The following is a 16,714-nucleotide window of genomic DNA, read 5'->3' as shown; positions in this document are numbered from 1 at the left end:
TAGTGGCTTGGGAACAAGCTTTATCAATTTATTCATAATAAATATTGGCAGAGGATTAAAGATTAGTTATTGTGACTAACTCTTTTGGTTAGAGAAAGATAAACTTGAGAATCTTCGGTCAAATTTATTGACTCAAAATCAGCTGTACTTAATTTAAATGAATCAACCCTAGGGGGCAGGGGGGATCAAAACACCCCTTATCAAGGGGGGCAGGGGGGATCAAGGACAAAATCTATCTTCAATTTAATTGAAACCACTTACTTAAATATTCTTGATTATACTAAAGTTTTTCGTCGGGGCAGGGCGGGTCTTGCCCCTTACCCCATCTCAACAAACAATTTTAACCGGAAAATTGCCAAGGCCTTGACAAATTCCCAGATTTGTTCTATTATTTTGTTATAGTGGGAATCCGTGCTGCCCTGTAACCCCCCTATTGGGGACTAAGATATTAGAGAAAAATTTAACCGTAGAAAAATCCCTTTTAGCGATCACACAAGAGACAGTAACCGATAACAAAAGAATTTAGGCCATTTTTGCCGATAGCCAACGACGGAATAATTCCACAGCAATCTGATAACAGGAGTCTTGGCATTCGATGACATGATGATTTTCAAGGGTTTTTAGGGCCAGGTCGAGAGTTGTGGCAGTTAATCCGGTGCTGGACAGTAAATCTGCCCGGGTTAATCCTTGCAGATGGGGAGAAAGAACTATTAAAATCTCCCCTTGTCCGGCCGCATCTTGTTTAGCCTGTTTCCAGACACCCGTAAAATAATAATTCCCCCTTTGGAAAAACTCGTCATCGATAGCTTTTTCCACATCTTCCACCTGAAAACGAATATCTTGGGGACGTTGCAACTCAAAGACCTGTTTATTATAAAAACGTACCAGATGAAACCCGATAAGTTGCACTAGATAGGGTTGACCGTGGGTAAGTTGATAAATTTTGTCTAAAGCTTCTGGGGTATAGTCTAGGGGAAAATCCTCGTCTTCCCCAACGGGATTAGCGAGGATAACGCGAGTGGACTCCGGAGAGAGGAAACTAACTGGAATCGGGTAAACACTGCCAAAAAAAGGATGAAAATAATCGGCAGTCATCTCCTCTAGGGTATGTAATCCGGCAAAAACAAAAGCTAGACGCGGACTACTCTGGACAAGGGAACGCAGATAGCCGAGGAAATTCCGGGGGAGGGTATTCGCTTTGATTAAATCCTCAATTATCTCGAACTCATCGAGGGCAATAATTAAACCGGTTTTGGCTTTTTCCGGCAGAATCTGGCTTATCAGACGATCTAAATAACGATTAAAATACATTTCTGGATGTTGGGAGATTTTTTCCTCTTCTGGGGCATCAATTGCTAAAGTTTGGGCGATTTCCTCAGCCATATTCAGGAGGACTTCGGCTAGGCTGGTTACTGTGGCCACGCGCTGTAAATTAATGTAGATAACCGAGACATCTGGTGGGAGATAGGCCTCCAGATTGCGTAGAATCGAAGTTTTACCCATGCGACGATGACCATAGAGAACCACGGAGGATAGGTTATCTCCCGACCACATTGACTGAAGTTCCCGCAGGATATCCCCACGACCAACAAAGCGTTTACCGATCACCGGATCACCGATAATGTAGGGATTAGTAATCGGTTGGGTAATAGTCACCGTTCCCACCGTTCCCGCGATGGATGTGCTAATTTTTGCCCATTTTTCGGCCATGGAAAGGATTAATTCTTTTTCTGCTTGGGGTAAATTGGCCGCTTGTTGGTCGCTTATATCCCTTAATTCCCCGATAATCCGATTAAGAGCGAGGGATCTAGTCTGTTGGGAGTAACTTCTCTGGACTAAAGCCATTTCTGCGATAACTCGATTGAAACTGCTGATAGCTTGCCAAGTTTGCGGACGTAATGACGGTTCTGGGGCAATAGGGGCAACTTTCAGGGAAGCGATACTATCGAGAGTTGCTGCTTGACTAAATCGGTGTAAAGTGTGGGCTAGGCTATACATTTCTTCCCCGTAGGCGAGGGAACGTACCACAGCAAAGGCTTTTTCGGCTTTTTCGGTTTCCTGTTGGTGAAGATACCAAAAACCAGCAGCAGCGGCGCGAGCAGGAGTATCTAGACGGATTTTGCTGCGAGGAAGAGAAAACGGTTTCGCAGACGCATATTTTAACAATTGCCAATCGGAGGGATTTTCTGCCAGACAGGAGACCCGATAGATAATTTCTGCCTCTGGGAATTGCGATAAAACGCGATTAACGGCGACAAGGACAGGAATAAACTGGCGGCTGTACTGAAGGTATTGATTGAGGTTATTAATAGCTGTTTCCCAGTCTTGCTGTAACCATTGTTGTAGAGTCGAGGTTAACCCCAGCAGCGGTAGAAGGGTAATACGGGGAAAAAGTCGCCCTTGAGGGCCAGCAAAAAGCCCGATTAGCCAATTATCAAGACGGAAAAAGGCGAATATAAACCCCACGCCCAACCTCACGCCCCACCCCACGCCCGACACCACGCCCGACGCCACGCCCGACGCCACGCCCCACGCCACGCCCCACGCCACGCCCCACAGCACGCCCCACACCACGCTGTACACCACGCCCGACACCACGCCCGACACCACGCCGTACACCACGCCCCACACCACGCCCCACACCACGCCCCACACCACGCCCGACACCACGCCGTACACCACGCCCAACCCCACGCCGGACACCACGCCCAACCCCACGCCGGACACCACGCCCAACCCCACGCCGAACGCCACGCCCACCCAATTAACAGAAAGTCCTAAATTTGCCGCTATGCTACAGATAATTAGAGCGGTAATTACAGTTAAGAGAATACCCTGAATCCCTAGACGCAATTGTACGGGATGGTCGCGGAGAAATTGCATTCTATCGCGCCATGTTTTCTGTTCTTGGAATTTATCGCCGCCGCCTCTCGTTTCCACATACCAGCCTATTGCTTGGGGAAAATAAAACACCCAGTACAACAGCAAAAGATAATCAAAGGGATTCCATAAAGATAAATTGCGTTTGAGTTTAGGGGCGAGATTAATTCTGGGGACGGTGCTTTCCTTCATATTTCTATCTCTGGCTATTTACCCGGTGATGGTTTATTAAGTAGTTAGGTGTTACTCAAGGTAGGATCAAACCCCCCTTATCAAGGGGGGCAGGGGGGATCAAACCCCCCTTATCAAGGTACGAGCAAACCCCCCTTATCAAGGTAGGATCAAACCAAAAATTAAATCAACTTATTGTTTAGTTATAACCTAAGTTCGGGATGCTGAGTTATTGACTTTGGTTTGATAAAGTTTAAAACAACTTTGCATCACCTCTCGCGGCTTTCCTTGACTTTGCCTAACAAGAGAACTTATTTCCTCCTCAGTAAAAGTCACTCCAGTTTGACTTAGACGATGACTAATAAACTCTTTAATTTTAGCTTCATCCCATAATTTAATCGGAAATTGTTGACAAATTCCCTCGAAAGGTGAGTCACCTCTTTTGTTATCAGGAAATAAAACATCAAGGGGACGATTAGCCGCTACTACTAATCTTAAAGGTGGATCGGGACGATTGGCTAACTCTCTTAATTGACTTCTAAGCTGATAGCTGAAATATTTTTGAGTCATATTATCTACCACATCCAATAATAACAGGATTTTGTGTTTTTCTAATTCCCTAGTTAATCTAGTTCCTTTGAGCGGTTTATCGTAATTCGCAGCTATACCAATCTGATTACATAATTCATAATAAAAATCCTTATCTCCTGCTAATCCTTCTAAGTTGAGATACAAGGGTTGTCGATGACTAAGTAAATACTCCCTTGCTTGATGGTAAATTCCCCAAAGCAGGGTGGTTTTTCCCGTTCCCCTTTCCCCGATAATAGCAGCACTACTGCCGGAATTTAAAACCTCAAAAATATCTTTAATTTCTTGTTCCCGTCCAAAAATCTGCTGAATTTCTTTAATACCTCCGGAAGTGGGTATAAAAGGATTATTGGCATTTTTTTGGGGTTGTAATTGCGGAAAATATTTAAAAATAGTCTGAACTGGAATCGCTCTTCCTCCCAAATCACTGTACTCATCTCTGGTTTTATTCACCACTCCGCACACTTTCCCCGTGCGTAAATTTAAAAGCGGTGAACCACTAAAACCTGGTTGTACTTGCCCTAATTTAAACTTGATTAGGGGGTTTTCATCCCCGGTTAAACCTATATACTCAAAGTCGCTAGGATCACCGTTCGGATAATCATTGGTATAGCCAAAAGTGTATAATTTATCTGTTAATTGTAAATCTTGATCAAAATCGATATATTTGTGATCTAAAGGAGAGTTTAATTGTAAAAGAGCCAAATCGATCCCATCTAAATTCGGCAAGTTGATAATTTTGGCACTAGAAATTTGACCTTGCCAAATTATCTCGATAGTCTCGTGATTATCCCGCGCATCTTTCACCACATGAAGACAGGTCAAAATTAACCCTTGTCCCACAAAAAAGCCTGTTCCTGACCCATAGATTAACTTTAACCTGACAGTGTGCGAGGGTAGAGATTCCGGGGTAAGCATTTAATCAATTTATCCTCCCCATTCCAGGGTAATTTTTAAATTTCCCTTTCCCTCACCTTCCACAATTAAAGCGGTTAGTTTACCGGATTTTACCGTGACTTCTACCCCAAACTCTACGGTGGCCTTTTTGGGTTGCACTTTATTTATCGTAGCAGCGATCGATTCGGTAATTGCCTCAATTGTATCAGCCACACTTTGAAAGTCAAATAATTGATCGGATACTTCCCGTTCACCACCGAAACTTCTCGCTTCTACTAAGACGGTGACATTTTCTTTAACTTTAACTGAAATAACCTCAGATCTAGATTGTGGCATAAGGCTCCTCGAATGACCCGTTTATGGTTTTCTCGATTGGTTCTCGGACAAACTTATATGGGAACTAAAAAGGCTTATATATATTTTGGCACGGATTCCCATTATACTAAAAAGTATATGTCAAATCGAGGGATTTTGTCAAGTCTTTTTTGCCATTAATCTATATAGGGTTTGCTGAAAAAGTTTTTCGGTGGGGGTAGGAGTCAGGAGTCAGGAGTCAGGAGTCAGGAGTTTCAGGCTTTGTTGCCCTTGTTTTTTGTACCAAGCGATGTACTACAAGAAGGATAATGCAAGGTTTTTGAAAGTCCCAATCCTATTTTCTTGCACTAACATCGGACTTTAACAGGTCAAAAGCTTTATTTTAAAAGGGTTTTACCATTATTCAGCAGACCCTATATAATTATCGGGCTGCTTACCAGTCATCGTCCTGAAAAAAATTATGCCCTGGTTTGTCAAACAAGCCTATGTGCAGCGTTTAATCAAGTCAGTCCCGATGAAAAAATTTTCACCCCCACAGATGAAAGAGGTTTCTTTCCCTACACCCCACACCCTACACCCTACACCCTCTTTCAAGTCAGGACAGGAGAAAAAAACGAGTTATCGAAAATTTGGGTTAAAACCCCGTCGTAAAACGACGGCTTTTCTTGATCTTTAATAGAGCATCTGAGAACTTCCAGGGTTGCACCTCTCAGTTATCAGTTATCAGTTATCAGTGGGTAAGTTATCAGTTATCAGATGTGAGTTTTTAAGTGTGCAGGATTAAATATAGCGTTTCCTGTTCACAAGAGGTACATTCTCAATCATGAAAAGCTTAATCAACAAAGGTTAAAGTGTGCCTCGCAGATGCGAGAACCGCTATATACTTTTACTAACTATCACGTCTGATCACTGATTACTTAGGGTTTGCGGCAAAAAGTTTTTCGGTGGGGGTAGGGTGTGGGGTGTGGGGTGTAGGGTGTAGGGTGTAGGGTGTGGGGTGTAGGGTGTAGGGTGTGGGGTGTAGGGTGTAGGGTGTGGGAAGTATAAATAAAAATAATCTCCTGTCTCCTGACTACTGATAACTGATAACTGATAACTGATAACTGATAACTGATAACTGATAACTGATAACTGATAACTGATAACTGATAACTGATAACTGATAACTGTTCCTATTGACTAATACCCGCAGATTTAAGGGCTTTTTCCATTAAAATTACATGGGTACTGCTTTCCTGTCCCTGGTTGGCAGCACGACGCTGAATATAACTGCCGTCGGATTGTAATTCCCATGCTTGCCGGTTATCTGACAACATGATACCGAGAATTTCTTCCAGTTCCTTGGCGATCGCTGGTTCATCGATGGGTGTCACTGCTTCCACGCGACGAGTCAGGTTCCGCGTCATCCAATCGGCGCTACCAATATAAACCTCCTCCTGACCACCATTGTAGAAGTAAAAAATGCGGGAATGTTCCAAAAAGCGGCCGATAATGCTAATTACTCGGATATTTTCGCTCACTTCCGGCAATCCGGGCCGTAAACAACAGATCCCACGAATAATTAAGTCAATCTGCACGCCAGCACGAGAAGCGGCGTATAAGGCTTCTATAATCGGTTTATCGACAAGAGAGTTCATTTTTGCGACAATGCGCCCCGTACCGCCATTTTTACAGTTTTTGACCTCGCGATCGATCATTGCTAACATCCGTTTTCGCAAACTCACCGGGGCAATTAAAAGTTTGCGGTAGGATTGCTGACGGGAGTATCCGGTCAGAAAGTTAAATAAATCGGTGATATCTGCCCCTAAATCCTCGCGACAGCTAAGTAGGCCTAAATCAGTGTATAATTTAGCCGTTTTTGGGTTATAATTACCCGTGCCAATATGGAAATAACGACGGATTTTATCCCCTTCTTTTCTGACCACGAGAACCACTTTCGTATGGGTTTTGAGACCAACTAAGCCATAAACAACGTGAACTCCGGCTTGTTCGAGCTTTTTCGCCCAATTAATGTTATTTTCCTCATCAAAGCGGGCTTTTAGCTCCACTAACGCCGCTACCTGTTTACCATTTTCCGCCGCTGCAATCAGGGAATTGACAATCGGGGAATCTCCGGAAGTGCGATACAAAGTCATTTTAATCGCTAAAACATGGGCATCATGGGCAGCCTGGGCGATAAACTGTTGTACCGAGGCACTAAAGGAATGGTAAGGGTGATGAACGAGAATATCGTTATTGCGAATTAAAGTAAAAATATCTTCGCCATCCTGTTCTAGGATCCCGTCTTCGTTACCGTCAACTATTTCTCGCAATCCCTGTAAAACCGGTGGGGTGACAGGATTCCAAGGCGGATCTTTCAGTTCGGGACAGGGTAAAGACATAAAATAAAATAAATCTTTGTGTCCCAGCAGTCCATCCACATCGTAAACATCGATCTCCTTAAGTCCCAGATCGCGCATGATCCGGTTTTTAATATTGCTAGGGGTAGAACTGTGAATTTCCAGACGTACTGCCGATTTACCGATGCCGCGCTTGCGTACTTCTTCCTCGATCGCTAATAATAAATCATCGGCCTCATCTTCTTCGACGGAGATATCGGCGTTGCGCGTCACCCGAAAAGGATAACATTCTTGAATGATCATGCCGGGGAAAAGTGCCTCTAAATTGTGCATTACCACCTGTTCGAGCGGTACTCCCGTCCAAATCGAAGCTTTTCCGTCTTGGTGGCGTAATTCTTTGGATAATGCCAGAAAACGGGGGAAAACCTGCGGTACTTTCACCCTGGCAAATAGTTCTTTATCGGTGTCGGGATCGCGAACGACTACGGCTAAATTGAGACTAAGATTAGAAATATAGGGAAAAGGATGACTAGGATCCACCGCAAGGGGAGTTAAAACGGGGAAAATATTTTGTTCAAAGTAATCATGGAGATAATTGCGCTGTTCTTGATGTAAATCCACATAGTTAATCAGATGAATTCCCTGTTCTACTAACAGATTTTTCAGGGTGTATTCAAAAAGGTGATCCTGTTGCTGGACAAGGGGACGCAGACACTTACTTATCTCGGTTAGCTGTTCCGAGGCAGTCCTGCCATCGGCACTTAAAACGGCTACATTTGCTTCTACCTGTTGTTTAAGAACTGCCACCCGTACCATAAAAAATTCGTCGAGATTGGCACAAAAAATGGCGGTAAATTTTAATCTTTCTAGTAGGGGAGTCCGAGGATCAAGTGCCTCATGAAGCACGCGATGATTAAATTCTAACCAGCTTAATTCTCGGTTAAAGTAATATTGCGAATCTTTAAGATCGATTTCGGAAGTTACGGTAGGAGCTTTAGTCATAGAGTCTAATATCCAAATAGTAGATTGAACAGTTAGAAAGAAGCCACTTAAGCCTAAATTTGACTATTTTGGGCGTTTTTTAGGCTACATTGCCCCAGATTAACCAAAGTTACCCCGATTATCTTGGATGCTAATCCTACTGATTCTAGCCTGACCGGGGAAAAAATCAATTTATTAAAAGGTTAAGAAATCAATCCCGACCGCTCAAGGTTAAATTAATCTTTCGGTGAAATTAGAGTGCAAGGAAGAAGAATAGGCATAATTTGCTGAGAATATCGTCTTTAAAGCATTGCTTTGATTATAACACAAAGTCGAGCCGATTGGTTAAATCTATCATCTCAAACGTAAGGCAATAATCCGAATCAGAATATTTGATCAGGATGATGATTAGATTGCCAATTGACCATTAGTTGATATATTTGTGTTTGATAAAAATAAGATAACTCATAAGCTAATCTTAATTCTCTTTCTAAGACTTCTGTTTTAACATCATTAGCATTCCATGTACCTAAAACTTTACAGAGTGCGATCGCTAAAATGTCGATAAAATCGTGTCCACAACATAGCTGCCACGGATCATGATTTTCATCGCTAATTACCGATAAATCCTGTTTAATTTGCTGTTCATCTAAGGACGGTTTCTGAGAATGATTTTTGATACTTATAATTAATTTGTCAATATTTATTGACAGATTCTCTTTGTCAATAAAATTCTTAAAATTTAATCCTTCAAACTTTAAATCTAACTTATTCCTAAGAGATAGCCATCTTAATTTACCAATTTCCTGCCCTAACTTTAGTAAAGTTTCTCTAATATCTTCGGTAAAAGCTTTAATTTTTTCTTCACTTCCTCGTTCTTTTAATAATTTATCGAAAGCGGCAGATTTAATTAACATCATTTCTAAATCATGTTCATCAGTCAAAAAGAGATTATTACTGTCGGGAATTTGCTGTTCTATTCTCGAAAAATCTGCATCTATAACAGCAACAACTCGACGAAAATTGTCTTCTTTTTCTAAGATGGATAATGCTTTGATAGCATTATTTTTACCAGAAGCAATTGTCACCCTAACCTCTTGCTTGTTTACTAATCGCTCATAAATAAGTTTATCACTATGACCTTCAACAATTAAAAAAACTCCCTCATGATCGCCGCGTAGTAAACGAATGCTATTAGCAATTCTGTCAGGTGTTATCTGATCTTTCATTTTTGTTTTGGTTTCTCTAATTCAACTGTCAAATCCCAACGATCATTAATAATATCAGGAGAATGGGTAGCCATCAAAATATCTAACTCAGAAAGTTTCGTAATTTCCTGTAAGTCTTTTAAAAATTCCTGCTGCCATGAAATATGAAGTGACATTTCTGGTTCATCAATTAAGATCAAAGTATTAGGTTTAACTTTAAATAACAATTCATATAAAATTACTAATTCGTGCTGTTCCCCAGAAGATAAATCTGTTGGCGATAAAACCTCCCCTTCCTCGGTAGTAAAGATAAATCCTTTGCCTTGATCAATAGTAACACTTTTGAAAGAATATTTTTTATTAATTATATTTTTAAATAGCTCTACTTTAGGATGAATGTCATTGAATACATTGAGCTTTCTCTCTACATCCTCAATATAAACCGATAATAATTTTCTGGTGCTATCATCAATACTATCTTTAACTTGAAAGTTAGAATCTTCATCTTTTTTCAACAGTCCTGCGCTAATTAATTGATTTCTTTCCCTTTCAAGTTGATCAATTTTTTCCTTTAGTTCATCATCGGTCAATGATGCCTTTTTTTGTACAACTCTCGCCGGAAAGGTTCGGTCTAAAGTTTGAGATAGTTGTCCATACTCTGCTAATTTAGTTTGAATATTTTCTGCTAAATCTTGAGAATAGCTGGCCACAGAGTACAATGTCATCGGCATCCTTATAGTTCTGCCAATTTTGGCACTATTGGAAATATCTAATAGACGTTGTGATTGAATAAAACGAACATTAATAGAGTCTAGAATTTTCTTTAACCAATCAGGATATTCTTTATATTCTTTCTGGAGTTGCTTGGTTAAATATTCTCCAAATCGTTCATAAATATCTTCTAGATCGAGAATTTCTTCTGTGGGGGTATATATCCATTTTTCTGCTCCAACTCTATCTAAACCGGGTATGACATCATCTATCATGCTGAGAGGGAAAGAGATTGTTTTCCCGTCTGGTAAATTAGGAGAAAAAGTCGGTTCTTCTTTTTGATCGGAGGAAGTAAACTTAAAATTAATCTTTGGTCTTGCATTACTTTTTTTATTCTTACTGGTGGAAGCTTTGACAACATCCACAAAGCTTTTATCGTCAAAAATTATAGTAAATTTTTGAAAGGGAATAGCTCTTATGTCTGAATACTTTAAGTTAAAAAAACCATTGACCAATCGCAGTATTGAGGTTTTCCCAAAGCCATTTTTACCATGAATAATAGTTATTCTTTCCTCCATATTGAGATTAATTGTATGGTCAAATATGCCAAAAAGATGCTTAACTGTAATTTGTTTAATTCTCATAATTTCCCGGGAGCAAGCGATTAAACTTAGACGCACTCTACTACTCATAACTTGAGAGGATCGAGGCGTTGAAGCTAGAAATTTTGGCAGACGTTTTCAAAAAACGCCTCTAGACACTGTATTATACCAAATCCCTTTTTAATAGTATGATTAACTCCCGATCGAACTTTAACAACCCAGTCCCTTCTCCTAGCCGCCACTTAACCTGACAGTATATATTAAGAAAAGCAACAAATGCTTTACAGATAAACAAAAATATGCAGCAAATTCTAGGATTAGAGACACAACCAAAAATCTGGTATTGGCGGGGATTCAAAATCACCTATCAAAGTGCGGGGGAGACAGGGCCAGCGATCGTGCTTGTGCATGGATTTGGGGCATCTTGGGGACATTGGCGGAAAAATATCCCCGTTTTAGGCGAAAAATGTCGCTGTTTTGCCCTAGATTTAATTGGTTTTGGCGGTTCCGACAAACCCGAACCAAAAAACCAGATCGATTACACTTTCGAGACTTGGGGGGCGCAAATTGCCGATTTTTGTCGGGAAGTGGTGGGGGGTCCTGCTTTTTTGGCGGGTAATTCTATCGGTTGTGTGGCCATCATGCAGGCTGCCGTCGATCATCCCGATTTTGTCCTTGGGGTGGCGGCGATTAATTGTTCCCTCAGACTACTGCACGAAAGAAAACGGGGTAAATTACCCTGGTATCGTCGTTTCGGGGCGGATATTGCCCAAATAATTCTCAAAAATAAAGCAATTGGGGCTTTTTTCTTCCAACAGATCGCTAAACCCCAGACAGTGCGTAAAATTCTCCTGCAAGCTTATCGGCGCTCGGAAGCGGTAACGGAGGAATTAGTAGAAATAATCTTAAAACCCGCCAGAGATCAGGGAGCGATCGAGGTTTTCCTCGCTTTTACCGGTTATTCTGGCGGCCCACTGCCGGAAGACCTGCTGCCGATTCTCCCCTGTCCAGCTATTCTGCTTTGGGGTAGCGAGGATCCCTGGGAGCCCTTGGCCTTGGGCCGAGAATTAGCACGATTCCCGACCGTAAAACAGTTTATCCCCTTAGCCGGTTTAGGCCACTGTCCCCAGGACGAGGCCCCAGAAATAGTTAATCCGATTTTATTAGACTTCCTGCAAGCTCAAAGTTCCTCTAGTAACCAGAAGGCTGGGCATTAATGGGTTGTTGGATGGAGAAACCCCGGTTAATACTTTCAGGTGGGACTTGATTGGGGGTGCCATTATTGTTAGGTGGCATTCCCTGATTGGGATAACCAGTGACGTTAGGTTGACTGCCGTAGACGGGGGCCTGATATACAGGAGGTTGATAATAATTGGATTGGTTACTAGAGCCAGAGACCGGGTTAGGGTTGGCATTATTCCACGAGGATGGGGGTGGAACATTTTGTTGCTCAGGGGAATTATTCCCCTGGGGGTTGACTTGATTCGGGCTGCCCCCGGGGTTGGGATTAGCAAAATTATTCAAGTTATTAGTCCGCGAGCGATTTTCGATTTCCCTTTGTAAAGGATAATTGCTAGTGTCGCCACTAATCGGTCGCACTTGAATCGGTTGCAGACTTTTACTAGCCTTCGGTGGCTGATTTTGCTTAGTCTGCGGCATTAACGGACTGAATAAAGAGCTTTTCTGGTTGTTATCGGGATTAGTATTTAAAGGGTCAAAAGGCTGCGTCGAGGCCGGTTTGTTCGGGCGAGCGGTATTATTATGAGCAGGAATGGCCGGCAATGGTACAGTAGTGGGGAGAGGAGTATCGGTAATCTGGTTAGCCCGGATTTCCCGCTCCTCCAAGGACATTCCTGGGGTATCTAATACCGAACCCAACCATTCAGGATTCTGTTGATATACCCACAAAGCAATTAGAGCCAAGGAAAATATTCCTAACGGTAGCCAAAATAAAGGTTGGGCAAAGGGTTTTAATCCTGCCAAGAAATAGCGCATGGAAGAAGAATCTTTATAGTCACTCATACCGCTTCACTCTCTATAGGTTTTCCCCCATGCTATCAAATCAGTGAGCAGTTATCAGTTTTTTAGCCGTCAGCCCGCTGCCTCCTGCCCCCTGCCTCCGTTAACTGGAGAAAAAAGCTCAGGCTCTAGGTTTCAATCTTAAGAGTTTTCAGTTCCCCGTTCCCTGATACGGCGTAGAATGATAAGATTGTCTTCAAAGATACAATAGGCGTTTGTCTTCGCTAGAGAGTTTATGAAAGTTGGCGATCGAGTTCGTGTAATTGAGTCTGTGGTAGTTTATCACCATCCTGAACACAAATCGGGTCCTTTTGACGTGAAAGGACTAGAGGGAGAGGTAAAAGGGATTGTCACCGAATGGCGTGGTAGACCGGTTAGCGCCAACCTACCCGTCCTCGTCGAGTTCAGTAAAAAGTTTAAAGCCCATTTTCGAGATTTTGAGTTAGAAATCGTGGAAAAAGCCGCCGAATAGGGACTTTTTCGCTTATTTAAGCTACGAAGCGAATAAATTTATTTTTGCCCACCTGTAGGACTTTTCCCGTTAAAGCTTCGGCTGTCTCAAAACTTTTGTCCACATCGGTGATTTTCTCGCTATCGATCCTCACCGCACCCCCCTGAATCTGTCTTCTCCCTTCGCCGCTACTTTTACATAAGCCAGTGGCCGAGAGAAGATAGAATAATTTCAGGGGAAAAGTGACCGCTGCTAGGGAAAATTCGGGTACAGAAGCAGCTGCTGCCGTATTTCCCTGTAGAACTATCTCCTGCGCCGTTTTTTGTGCTTTTAATGCCTCCTCTTCTCCGTGAAACTGGGCAACTACCTCGATCGCCAGTTGTTTTTGTGCCTCTCGCGGATTACTCTGCATAGCATCTAAGGGCAAATTTGTCAATAGTTCGTAATAATCTTTTAACAAAGCGTCGGGGGTTTTTTCCAGTTTCGAGTACATGGACAGGGCCGATTCCCGCAATCCCACATAATTATTCAGGGATTTGGACATTTTTTGACTGCCATCGGTTCCGATTAAAATCGGTAAAAGTAGCCCGAATTGCGGTTTCTTACCGAAATATTTCTGCAAATCACGACCGACGGCAATATTAAATTTTTGATCAGTTCCTCCCAATTCGACATCGGCCTCGACAGCTACGGAATCATAACCCTGCATTAAGGGATAGAGAAATTCATGGAGAAAAATCGGGTTTTCCTGGTCGTAGCGTTCGGAAAAGCCTTCTTTTGCCAACATTTGCCCGACGGTCATGGTGGAGAGAAGTTCGAGAATTTGCGATAGGTCTAATTTCCCCAACCATTCCGAGTTATAGCGAATTTCTAGGCGATTAGGCGTGTTAAAATCTAAAATTGGGCGCAATTGTGCCAGATAATTCTCGGCATTGGCTCTCACTTCTTCGATGGTTAATTGTTTTCTAACTTCCGATTTTCCGGTCGGATCGCCGATTCTAGCGGTAAAATCGCCAATAATCACCACTGCTACATGACCGGCATCCTGGAAAGCACGCAGTTTCCGAAAAGGGATACTATGACCTAGGTGAATATCGCTGCCAGTGGGGTCAATACCTAGTTTAATTCTTAAAGGGCGATCGGTAGTTTGCAGTAGTTGGGTTAAATTTTCCCTAGGAGCTTGGGAGTCGGGTTGATGGGGGAATAGGTCACTGGTTCCACGGGTTAGCCAGTCTAGGGAGGAAGATACGGTCATTGTTGCTCATTTTCCACAGCCTTCCTATTATAGTTTTTTAGTATGTCAAGTAACAAGCCAAAGGTAAATAAACTGGTATCCCAATACGAGTCGATAACATCTTGACAATTCTCCCGATCGAATATAGAGTCTTAAAATCTTCTTTTTCAAAATTATCAAAAAATTTCCCTGTCTTGAATTGCGATCAGATAAGCCGATGAATCCTAGTTTTAATAACTCTATACCAGTGCAGAGGATCAAAGTTTCTGTAATTGTTTCTACCTATAAATCAGCGGAGTTTATCCGGGGTTGTCTAGAGGATTTAGTTACTCAAACTCTTTATCAAAAGGGAGAAGTAGAAATTATTATTATCGATAGTGCTTCTCCGGAGAATGAAGGGGAGATTATCCAAGAGTTTCAAGAAAATTATCCTAATATTATTTACCAGAGAACTAGAGAACGAGAAACCCTCTACCGCGCTTGGAATCGTGCTATTAAACTAGCTAGGGGTTCCTATATCACCAATGGGAATACTGATGATCGTCGCTGTTTTAATGCTCTGGAAATTATGGCTAATTATCTAGATAACAATAGAGAGATTAGCTTGGTTTATGCCGATCAATTAATTACCACCATCAAAAATGATACTTTTGCCACCACCCCAGCTTTAAAACATTGGAATTGGCCAAATTACTCCTATCAACAGATGCGTCAAGGTTGTTGTGTGGGTTCTCAACCAATGTGGCGAAAAATGCTGCACGATAAATATGGTTATTTTCAGGAAAATTTTCGCTGTGCTGGTGATTACGAATTTTGGTTAAGAATCGGCATTCAAGGCGAAAAAATGGCTTTAATTCCTGAGATTTTAGGGTTATATTATCTAAATCTGCAAGGTTTAGAACATGGCAGTAATGGTCAAGCATTACAGGAACATTATCAAGTGTGTAAAATCTATGAAATTCCTCACCCAGACATTAAGGATATAGAAATTAAAACAAATCTGGTTAAGATGGAAGATTTAGGCATAATTTTACAGGAAGATGAGCGAGAAAAATTGCAAACAATTCAAGCTATCTCCCAGAAGAGATGCCCAATTATTGTTATTGATGGCGTGATCTTTCAAATCGATCAAGGAAAATTAGCCAGGATTTGGTCTTCAATTCTAGAGCATTGGAGTCAATTAGAATTTAGTCAACACATTGTTATTTTAGATAGAAATAACACCGCACCAAGATGGGAAGAATTTAAATATTGGCCAGCGGAATACTACGATTATAATTGTACGGGAAAGGATGCCAGAAAAATTCAAGCTATTTGCGATCGCCTACAAGCAAATTTATTTATTTCCACTTTTTATACCAGTCCCTTAAACACTCCTTCTCTACTTTTGCTTGCTTATGAATTCCCAGAAGAAAACGGCAATTTACCAGTAGATTTAGAAAAACACTATGCAATTTTATCCGCTTCTAGAATCATCGCTTTTTCCTCTGATATTGCCCAAGATTTAAGAAAGTTATACCCCAAAATTTCCAGCGAAAAAATTGATATTATCGAGTTTTTTGAAGTTAATCAAAAAATAGCGGAAGAAATCACTGATTTTCTCTGGTATGCGCTCAGTGAAACTAAGGAATCAAGTCAGAATCAAGTCTGGTTAGAGTTAAGAAAATTACAGGAAGCACAACAGATAATGTATCTGAAACAACAGCAAGATTATCATACTATGCAAGGGATGGAAATATCCCTAAAAGAATTAGAAAATAATCATAATTATCTCCAGAAAAATAATCAGAAATTACAGGAAGAAATTAACTATTTGTCCTCCCGTAAGGGAATAGTAAAAACCCTAGCGAAAACTTCTATTTTACTTCTTGCTAAGATCAAGAAAAAACTGCCAATATTTTAGGGAATTAAGGGAAAGTTTCCGAACGCGCCTAAAAGTGGTAAAGTAATGTTAAGAATTAGAGGAGAAAACACTGTGCCACATTCGATCGTCACTGGAACTTGTGAAGGGGTTGCCGATTGTGTTTCCGCTTGTCCTGTTGCTTGCATCCATCCGGGACCGGGTAAAAATGTTAAAGGAACCGATTGGTATTGGATTGATTTTGCCACTTGTATCGACTGTGGTATCTGTCTACAAGTATGCCCCGTCGAAGGTGCAATTCTGCCAGAAGAACGTCCCGATTTACAAAAAACTCCCTAATTTATCAGTTATCAGTTATCAGTTATCAGTTATCAGTTATCAGTTATCAGTTATCAGTTATCAGTTATCAGTTATCAGTTATCAGTTATCAGTTATCAGTTATCAGTTATCAGTTATC

General features: G+C 41.5%; 13 protein-coding genes. 5 read left to right on the top strand and 8 right to left on the bottom strand.

Annotated elements, in window-relative coordinates; genetic code table 11:
• Window positions 1-522: 522 nt before the first annotated feature.
• The 3 genes from IM322_RS12185 to IM322_RS12175 form a co-directional block, all read right to left on the bottom strand.
• Window positions 523-3,072 carry an AAA family ATPase gene (locus tag IM322_RS12185; protein ID WP_287713222.1) on the bottom strand — a complete coding sequence of 850 codons (2,550 nt, stop codon included), beginning with the start codon at window positions 3,070-3,072 and terminating at the stop codon, window positions 523-525.
• A gap of 189 nt (window positions 3,073-3,261) precedes the next feature.
• Window positions 3,262-4,557 (bottom strand): serine protease, encoded by a 1,296-nt coding sequence (locus IM322_RS12180; RefSeq protein ID WP_287672835.1) that lies wholly within the window; start codon window positions 4,555-4,557, stop codon window positions 3,262-3,264.
• Window positions 4,558-4,566: 9 nt separating this feature from the next.
• Window positions 4,567-4,872 (bottom strand): CU044_2847 family protein, encoded by a 306-nt coding sequence (locus IM322_RS12175; RefSeq protein ID WP_149107204.1) that lies wholly within the window; start codon window positions 4,870-4,872, stop codon window positions 4,567-4,569.
• Between the two features lie 439 nt (window positions 4,873-5,311).
• On the opposite strand from IM322_RS12175, the gene IM322_RS12170 reads away from it, so the two are divergent.
• Window positions 5,312-5,527, top strand: coding sequence for a hypothetical protein (locus IM322_RS12170; protein WP_286826533.1), 216 nt, complete (start codon window positions 5,312-5,314; stop codon window positions 5,525-5,527).
• A gap of 496 nt (window positions 5,528-6,023) precedes the next feature.
• Here the strand turns inward: IM322_RS12170 and ppk1 are convergent, their stop codons facing one another.
• The 3 genes from ppk1 to IM322_RS12155 all read right to left on the bottom strand — a co-directional run bounded on the left by ppk1 (window position 6,024) and on the right by IM322_RS12155 (window position 10,734).
• Complete coding sequence (ppk1, locus tag IM322_RS12165; protein WP_287677068.1) at window positions 6,024-8,192, bottom strand: polyphosphate kinase 1; 2,169 nt, start codon at window positions 8,190-8,192, stop codon at window positions 6,024-6,026.
• A gap of 362 nt (window positions 8,193-8,554) precedes the next feature.
• Window positions 8,555-9,400 carry a DUF4435 domain-containing protein gene (locus IM322_RS12160; RefSeq protein ID WP_286824902.1) on the bottom strand — a complete coding sequence of 282 codons (846 nt, stop codon included), beginning with the start codon at window positions 9,398-9,400 and terminating at the stop codon, window positions 8,555-8,557.
• On the bottom strand, window positions 9,397-10,734 hold the full coding sequence (locus IM322_RS12155; RefSeq protein ID WP_287677070.1) for an AAA family ATPase: 1,338 nt from the start codon (window positions 10,732-10,734) through the stop codon (window positions 9,397-9,399). The genes IM322_RS12160 and IM322_RS12155 overlap by 4 nt, the downstream gene beginning before the upstream one ends.
• A 257-nt stretch (window positions 10,735-10,991) precedes the next feature.
• On the opposite strand from IM322_RS12155, the gene IM322_RS12150 reads away from it, so the two are divergent.
• A complete protein-coding gene (locus tag IM322_RS12150) occupies window positions 10,992-11,909 on the top strand; it encodes an alpha/beta fold hydrolase (RefSeq protein WP_287677072.1) in 918 nt (305 codons plus the stop codon).
• Here IM322_RS12150 and IM322_RS12145 read toward each other — a convergent pair.
• On the bottom strand, window positions 11,884-12,714 hold the full coding sequence (locus IM322_RS12145) for a hypothetical protein (RefSeq protein ID WP_287677075.1): 831 nt from the start codon (window positions 12,712-12,714) through the stop codon (window positions 11,884-11,886). The two genes, IM322_RS12150 and IM322_RS12145, sit on opposite strands and share 26 nt — an antisense overlap.
• Before the next feature lie 232 nt (window positions 12,715-12,946).
• On the opposite strand from IM322_RS12145, the gene IM322_RS12140 reads away from it, so the two are divergent.
• On the top strand, window positions 12,947-13,183 hold the full coding sequence (locus IM322_RS12140) for a ferredoxin-thioredoxin reductase variable chain (protein ID WP_287677077.1): 237 nt from the start codon (window positions 12,947-12,949) through the stop codon (window positions 13,181-13,183).
• Between the two features lie 16 nt (window positions 13,184-13,199).
• Here IM322_RS12140 and tyrS read toward each other — a convergent pair whose 3' ends face one another.
• The gene (gene tyrS, locus IM322_RS12135; RefSeq protein WP_287677079.1) at window positions 13,200-14,417 is read right to left on the bottom strand and encodes a tyrosine--tRNA ligase; all 1,218 of its coding nucleotides are present in this window, start codon (window positions 14,415-14,417) and stop codon (window positions 13,200-13,202) included.
• A gap of 196 nt (window positions 14,418-14,613) precedes the next feature.
• Here tyrS and IM322_RS12130 point away from each other — a divergent pair, with 196 nt between their 5' ends.
• A complete protein-coding gene (locus IM322_RS12130; protein WP_287677081.1) occupies window positions 14,614-16,299 on the top strand; it encodes a glycosyltransferase in 1,686 nt (561 codons plus the stop codon).
• Between the two features lie 72 nt (window positions 16,300-16,371).
• Entirely contained in the window at window positions 16,372-16,596 is a 225-nt protein-coding gene (locus IM322_RS12125) for a ferredoxin family protein (RefSeq protein ID WP_287677084.1), read from the top strand.
• Window positions 16,597-16,714 lie beyond the last annotated feature (118 nt).

Source organism: Microcystis sp. M109S1 (genome assembly GCF_020247025.1).
In the GTDB taxonomy this organism is placed as follows: Bacteria; Cyanobacteriota; Cyanobacteriia; order Cyanobacteriales; family Microcystaceae; genus Microcystis.
Note: the sequence above shows the minus strand (reverse complement) of the source record. Positions and strands in the feature narration are given on the sequence as shown.

Coding starts and splice junctions, on each gene's coding strand:
- ppk1 (WP_287677068.1), bottom strand. CDS start 8,192: ATGACTAAAGCTCCTACCGTAACTTCCGAAATCGATCTTAAAGATTCG.
- IM322_RS12140 (WP_287677077.1), top strand. CDS start 12,947: ATGAAAGTTGGCGATCGAGTTCGTGTAATTGAGTCTGTGGTAGTTTAT.
- IM322_RS12145 (WP_287677075.1), bottom strand. CDS start 12,714: ATGAGTGACTATAAAGATTCTTCTTCCATGCGCTATTTCTTGGCAGGA.
- IM322_RS12155 (WP_287677070.1), bottom strand. CDS start 10,734: ATGAGAATTAAACAAATTACAGTTAAGCATCTTTTTGGCATATTTGAC.
- IM322_RS12130 (WP_287677081.1), top strand. CDS start 14,614: ATGAATCCTAGTTTTAATAACTCTATACCAGTGCAGAGGATCAAAGTT.
- IM322_RS12150 (WP_287677072.1), top strand. CDS start 10,992: ATGCAGCAAATTCTAGGATTAGAGACACAACCAAAAATCTGGTATTGG.
- IM322_RS12160 (WP_286824902.1), bottom strand. CDS start 9,400: ATGAAAGATCAGATAACACCTGACAGAATTGCTAATAGCATTCGTTTA.
- tyrS (WP_287677079.1), bottom strand. CDS start 14,417: ATGACCGTATCTTCCTCCCTAGACTGGCTAACCCGTGGAACCAGTGAC.
- IM322_RS12180 (WP_287672835.1), bottom strand. CDS start 4,557: ATGCTTACCCCGGAATCTCTACCCTCGCACACTGTCAGGTTAAAGTTA.
- IM322_RS12170 (WP_286826533.1), top strand. CDS start 5,312: ATGCCCTGGTTTGTCAAACAAGCCTATGTGCAGCGTTTAATCAAGTCA.
- IM322_RS12175 (WP_149107204.1), bottom strand. CDS start 4,872: ATGCCACAATCTAGATCTGAGGTTATTTCAGTTAAAGTTAAAGAAAAT.
- IM322_RS12185 (WP_287713222.1), bottom strand. CDS start 3,072: ATGAAGGAAAGCACCGTCCCCAGAATTAATCTCGCCCCTAAACTCAAA.